The sequence below is a fragment of the Mesorhizobium sp. P3_A9 genome (genome assembly GCF_056402975.1).
Window position 1 is genome coordinate 1 of record NZ_JBFUGJ010000487.1, and the last position, 3455, is coordinate 3455.

4 protein-coding genes are annotated in these 3455 nt (G+C 64.5%); 2 read left to right on the forward strand and 2 right to left on the reverse strand.

Annotated features, from left to right (window positions below):
* The coding region (locus AC1DX0_RS33045) for a hypothetical protein (protein WP_477358569.1) at positions 1–198 on the forward strand (198 nt) is incomplete at its 5' end.
* Positions 199–240: 42 nt separating this feature from the next.
* Here the strand turns inward: AC1DX0_RS33045 and AC1DX0_RS33050 are convergent.
* Entirely contained in the window at positions 241–1302 is a 1062-nt protein-coding gene (locus tag AC1DX0_RS33050; RefSeq protein ID WP_477222749.1) for a hypothetical protein, read from the reverse strand.
* A 68-nt stretch (positions 1303–1370) separates the two neighbouring features.
* Between AC1DX0_RS33050 and AC1DX0_RS33055 the strand changes: the two genes are divergently transcribed.
* Positions 1371–2579: a cytochrome P450 gene (locus AC1DX0_RS33055; protein WP_477222750.1), complete on the forward strand. Its 1209-nt coding sequence runs from the start codon at positions 1371–1373 to the stop codon at positions 2577–2579.
* Between the two features lie 31 nt (positions 2580–2610).
* Here AC1DX0_RS33055 and AC1DX0_RS33060 read toward each other — a convergent pair whose 3' ends face one another.
* On the reverse strand, positions 2611–3270 hold the full coding sequence (locus AC1DX0_RS33060) for a hypothetical protein (protein ID WP_477358571.1): 660 nt from the start codon (positions 3268–3270) through the stop codon (positions 2611–2613).
* Positions 3271–3455: the final 185 nt, after the last annotated feature.

The following is a 3455-nucleotide window of genomic DNA, read 5'->3' on the forward strand; positions in this document are numbered from 1 at the left end:
GTGCGGCTGCAATCGGCGCTCGAATGCCTGCAGTTCGAGCAGGAATCGTTTGGCGCACTGCACCAGATGCTGGCCGGCCTGTCGCCTCGCGAGCAGGACGACGCCTGGGCCGAAATCGAAACCGCGCTTGGTCAGTTCGAACATGACGGACAGTTCGAAGGCCCATGCGAAATGCTGGTCGCAGCCGCCACCAGATAGTGGACCTCTGCGGGCGCGGCTTGGGCGGCACCAGATTGTCCTTCACGCCCGGCCGAACAGCCGCGCCAGCCGCTTCTTGAGCGGCCGCAGCGACAGGCGCCGCCGCCGCGACAATTCCGCAATGCGCTGCCGCACCGCGCGCATGGCGTCGGCGTGGACGGCATCGACGCTCATCGAGCCGTCGCCGAGCAAGAGGTCCGGCCCGCGGGCCGGCCGCATGATGCCGCGCAACGCCCGCGCATGCATCTCGGCGTAGCGGCTGTAATCCACACCCGCCTCCCAGCCCGGCGGACGCGACATGACGGTCGGATTGTTGTTGATCTCGAAGGTCTGGACGCGACCGCCGACGAGGCCGTAGTCGATACGGCCGTAGTCGATGCCTGCCAGTGCAAAGATGCGGTCAAGTTGCGCCGCGTGCGGATTTTCAGCCGCATAGGCACGGCTTTCGGCGCGTTCGGCATCGCCAAGGATGGCTTCGGAAAACTTGATGTACCACGAATGACTGCTGAAGCAGTGCTGCGCATAGATACGGTCGCCAACCTTGAAGGCCGAATATTTGCGGAACCGGCCGTCAGCCGAAGGCGCGGTTCCGTATTCGACGATCATGACATCGCGATCCTCACGGATGCGGGATGGCATGGCGGCAATCGCCCTTTCCAGCCCATCCGCGCTATCGATCAGCCCGGTCAATGGTGGATCGTGCCGGCTCTCCCAGCGTATGAAGACCGGGAAGCGGCTGATCTCGCTGCGCTGGCCAATGCGGTGGACATCAAAATCGTTGAGCCCGGCCGCCTTCAAGCGCTTCAGCAGCGTGAAGCGGCCGGGCACGACGGCAGGATTGTTGAGCAGCAACAGGTCGGGATTGCGCTCGGCGATACGCTCGTGCAGACAAACCACGGCTTGCAATTGCGCTGGCGCCAGCCTCTCGAAATCCGTGAAGACAAAACTGCCGGCTGCAACAGGGCCGAGCCGCGCGGCCAGCTCGTAGGGAATGATGCGGACGAGATCGCCAAGCCCATGGTCGTAATAGCCAAGCAGCACACCGATCGTGTAAGCGTGTCGGCGTGTGCAGAAATAGTAGATCGGCGCCTGATCGACGGTCATGGCCGGAGTTTGATTTCCGGGCGACGCACGCCTCTCCCGGCTGGCACGGTGGGATTTTTCGAAAGACGATGCATAGCGAGCCCTCCTCCACCGCCACGTTCGAGGCCGCCGGCCATCCCTGGCACGGCATTCGCGCCGGCGCCTTCGAGGGCGCCGCGAACACCTACGCGATCCATGATGAAATGCGGCGGCAGGCCCCCGTCTGGCAGGCGCCGTGGGGCGACGTCTACGTCACCGGATACGATCTCGTTTCGAACGCCCTTGTCAATCGCAAGCTGTCGCACGTGCCGCCGGGCAGCGAGGCGGCGGAGCCCCGTTCGGCGATCCGCGACTGGCTGATCTATCAGGAGGGCAGCGCCCACGTCGCCCTGCGCCAAGCCCTGCGGCAACCCTTCGTCGGCAAGGGCATGGCGGCAATGCGTCCCGTGGTCATGCAGGCGGTCGAGGACCTCGTCGGCAATGGCGGCTTGTCCGGCGGCACGGTCGATGTCGTGGCCGCCTTCACGCGGGCCATACCTGAACGCGTCATCTGCCGCCTGCTTGGCGTGCCGGACGAGGACATGCCACTGGTGCGGGCATGGTCGGGTTCGATCCGCACCATTCTCGACACCGGCTTCGACGATGCTTTCGGCGGCCGCGCCAACCCCGCCGACGAGATGTCCGACTACTTCGTCAGCCATTTGCGCGGTCTGCTTGCCACCGGGCGGATGCCGCTGCTGCTGACCGGGCTGGCTGGCCTCGTCGAAGCAATCGGGCTGACGGCCGCCGGGCGCAACATCGCCTTCCTGGCCTTCGCCGGCCACGAGACGACAGTGCATCTCATCGGCAATATGCTGTTCCACCTTGCCCGCCAGCCCGCGCAATGGTCCGCCCTGCAGGCTGATCGCCGGCTTGCCGTCAATGCGGTCGCCGAAACGCTGCGGCTGGAAAGCCCGGTGCAGAAGATCTGCCGCTGGCCGCTGGAGGCCGTCGTCATCGGCGGCCAGGCGGTCGAGAAGGACCGCCTGATGGTGCTGCTGGTCGGCGCCGCCAACCGCGACCCGGCCCAATTCGTCGATCCATCGCATTTCGACCTCCGCCGGTCCGGCAGGCAGAACCTGGCCTTCGGCCGCGGCGCGCATGTCTGCATCGGCAGGGCGCTGGCCGAAATGGAAGGCGCCGCCGTGCTGGAAGCTGCACTCGCCCGCTGGAGAACCATCGAGCCGGTCGCCGCCCGCTGGATGGACAATTCCTCGATCCGCGGCCTGGAGATGCTGACCTTGCGCCTGACGGAGTGATCCGCCCGCGCCGGGAGGTCCAAGGCCACGCTCACGATGCATCCGCCAGCCCCTTGGCAAAGCTTGTAAGACCGTAGCGCTTCAGATTGCCAATCTCGAACTCCGCCAGGCAGGCGAGTTCGACACCTCTGGAGTAGAATGGGTTGGCTCTCAGGAAGAAAGCGGCGAAGCGATTGCGGACCGCCGTTTGCTCGACATCGGCCCATTGTCGCCGCAAATGGCCCTGGGACGGGCCGAAATCGACCAACCCCGTGGCCGGATCGAAATAGTGCCCATAGCGGGCGGCCGCAATCGTGTCGCGGATTGCCTGCAGGCGGGCCGAGTCCTGGCCATCGATGGCGGGAACGAACTCGCGGAAGAAGTTGGGCAGGATGCGGAATGTCCTGTGCCCGCCTATGATGGGGAACCAGAACAGGCGGCCCCCTACCCTTGCCTTGGCGGCGCCCGCCGCGCGGAAGAAACCGCGCAGCAGCATAGGGTCGCCCCAGCGCGCCGAATGGAGAACGGTATCGCCGGAAAAGAGATAGTGGACAGTGTCCTCGCCGACAGTCTGCGGCCTGACGAGATAGGTCGAGAAGCCGATGATCTCCCGGTCGCGCCGGATGATCACGACAGCATCCTTTTCGGCGAGATCGCGCTCGAAACCGTTGCGGTCGACGGCCTCGTAGTAGGTCTCGTACAACGCAAACATCTGATCGCGGTCGGACGGGGTCAAATCCGTGACCGGTGTGTTTACCTCGCGGATAGAATCGATTTCATCTGCAATACTTCGCACGCAATCTTGCCGCCCTATTGAACCCCGATATATCGAATATGAGATAGAGCTTGAGAAGTTCAACCCGCTCTTTTCCGAATCCTTGTCAAACCGGTTATGCC